The sequence below is a fragment of the Enterobacter sp. 03-F-07-AD-ECC genome, from assembly GCF_047530935.1.
Classification (GTDB): domain Bacteria; phylum Pseudomonadota; class Gammaproteobacteria; order Enterobacterales; family Enterobacteriaceae; genus Enterobacter; species Enterobacter cloacae.
This window is the reverse complement of the sequence record NZ_JBLKBZ010000061.1, coordinates 1-2,383: the sequence shown is the minus strand read 5'-3', so window position 1 is coordinate 2,383 and position 2,383 is coordinate 1. Positions and strand designations below refer to the sequence as shown.

The 2,383-nt window shown below is 45.4% G+C and carries 3 protein-coding genes; all 3 read right to left on the bottom strand.

From position 1 onward, the window contains the following. The coding region (locus ACMWKA_RS25600; RefSeq protein ID WP_223807070.1) for a CatB-related O-acetyltransferase at positions 1–540 on the bottom strand (540 nt) is incomplete at its 3' end. Between the two features lie 137 nt (positions 541–677). Beyond that, the gene (locus tag ACMWKA_RS25595; RefSeq protein ID WP_001334766.1) at positions 678–1,508 is read right to left on the bottom strand and encodes an oxacillin-hydrolyzing class D beta-lactamase OXA-1; all 831 of its coding nucleotides are present in this window, start codon (positions 1,506–1,508) and stop codon (positions 678–680) included. A gap of 130 nt (positions 1,509–1,638) precedes the next feature. Beyond that, a complete protein-coding gene (locus ACMWKA_RS25590) occupies positions 1,639–2,193 on the bottom strand; it encodes a fluoroquinolone-acetylating aminoglycoside 6'-N-acetyltransferase AAC(6')-Ib-cr5 (RefSeq protein WP_063840321.1) in 555 nt (184 codons plus the stop codon). Between the last annotated feature and the right edge of the window lie 190 nt (positions 2,194–2,383).

The window sequence follows — 2,383 nt, the reverse complement described above, 5'->3', positions numbered from 1 at the left end:
TCCCCTGGGCGAAATGCGCCTGGTAAGCAGAGTTTTTGAAATGTAAGGCCTTTGAATAAGACAAAAGGCTGCCTCATCGCTAACTTTGCAACAGTGCCCCACATCTTTTGTCACCAACGAGCGGCTGCCTATCACCGCACCGTGCCCGATCTTGATTCCGGGCATGACCATTGCCTCAGAGCCGATCCAAACGTCATTGCCAATGACAGTATTACCTGCTTTTTGGAAGGCATCGAGTGCGCTTGAGAATGCAGGTTCTTCCTGCATATAAAAGAACGGGAAAGATGATGCCCAGTCGTACCGATGCCCCTGATTGCCAGCCATGATAAAGGAAGCCCCACTCCCGATAGAGCAGAAACTACCGATGATCAACTTATCAACGTCATCACGGTCCGGAAACAGATACCGTGCGCAGTCATCGAATGAGTGCCCATGATAGTAGCCAGAGTAATAGCTGTACCGCCCAACTTTGATATTGGGGTTCTTCACTTGCTCAGAAAGCAGCTTGCCTTTGAAGGGGCTATCAAAGTAGTTGGTCATAAGAGATCCCGCGGTCTGTGACTTTGCCGTCTAACGTTTGAAATAAGGGGCGCCGAGCGCCAGCGAGGGGAGCCAAAAGCTTGCTTTTGGCCGTCCCGACTTGATTGAAGGGTTGGGCGATTTTGCCATTAGATTTTTTATAAATTTAGTGTGTTTAGAATGGTGATCGCATTTTTCTTGGCTTTTATGCTTGATGTTAAATTCGACCCCAAGTTTCCTGTAAGTGCGGACACAAAAACATATTTATGTCCTGATTTGCTTATAATAAACCCTTCAAACCATCCGTTTTGTAAGGTTCTATTTGCTGTGAATCCTGCACCAGTTTTCCCATACAGTTTTGTACTATTATCCAGATCTTGTAGATACATGTTCTCTATGGTGTTTTCTATGGCTGAGTTTTTAACTGGGAGATTGTGATTAATAATTTTACGCAGGAATTGAATTTGTTCTTCTGGTGAAATTTTTAAGCTACTTTCGAGCCATGCTTCTGTTAATCCGTTGTTTCTTTCTTTATCTCCAGAGAAGTCTTGATTTCCATAATCAAAATCTTTGAGATAATTCTTGATTTTATTTAATCCAATTTTTTGGGTTATTTCTTGCGAAACCCAAACAACAGAAAATTGCATCCACGTCTTTGGTGTATGATTGCTGTTCCAGATCTCCATTCCTTTGGGGGTTTTATCCCATTTGAATATGGTTTTCTGATCTATTATTTCCGCATCAAATGCCATAAGTGATAATGCGATCTTGAAAGTTGAATCTGGTGCCATTTGCGTTGCACACTTTGCTTTATTGAATTGAGCAATTTCAGCGTTTGTGGATGCATCGTAAAGTAAAAAACAACCTTCAGTTCCTTCAAATAATGGAGATGCAACAGTAGAGATATCTGTTGATGCACTGGCGCTGCTGTAGATAATATTTGCAATTATTAAAAAAATAGCGAAGTTGATATGTATTGTGTTTTTCATAATAAGTATTGGTTTGGTAAAGGGCTTAATTTTAACGGCTAACAATTAATGAGGCTCCGGGTTCGCCCAACGTTTGACATGAGGGGCGGCCAAGGGCGCCAGCCCTTGGACGTCCCCCTCGATGGAAGGGTTAGGCATCACTGCGTGTTCGCTCGAATGCCTGGCGTGTTTGAACCATGTACACGGCTGGACCATATGGGGTGGTTACGGTACCTTGCCTCTCAAACCCCGCTTTCTCGTAGCATCGGATCGCTCGCAAGTTGCTCGGCGACGGGTCCGTTTGGATCTTGGTGACCTCGGGATCATTGAACAGCAACTCAACCAGAGCTCGAACCAGCTTGGTTCCCAAGCCTTTGCCCAGTTGTGATGCATTCGCCAGTAACTGGTCTATTCCGCGTACTCCTGGATCGGTTTCTTCTTCCCACCGTCCGTCCCCGCTTCCAAGAGCAACGTACGACTGGGCATACCCAATCGGCTCTCCATTCAGCATTGCAATGTATGGAGTGACGGACTCTTGCGCTAAAACGCTTGGCAAGTACTGTTCCTGTACGTCAGCAAGTGTCGGGCGTGCTTCTTCTCCGCCCCACCACTCGACGATATGAGATCGATTTAGCCACTCATAGAGCATCGCAAGGTCATGCTCAGTCATGAGGCGCAGTGTGACGGAATCGTTGCTGTTGGTCACGATGCTGTACTTTGTGATGCCTAACTTTGTTTTTGCGTTGCTCATGATGTCTAACTCCCAATTTGTGTAGGGCTTATTATGCACGCTTAAAGGCACTGTTGCAAAGTTAGCGATGAGGCAGCCTTTTGTCTTATTCAAAGGCCTTACATTTCAAAAACTCTGCTTACCAGGCGCATTTCGCCCAGGGGAT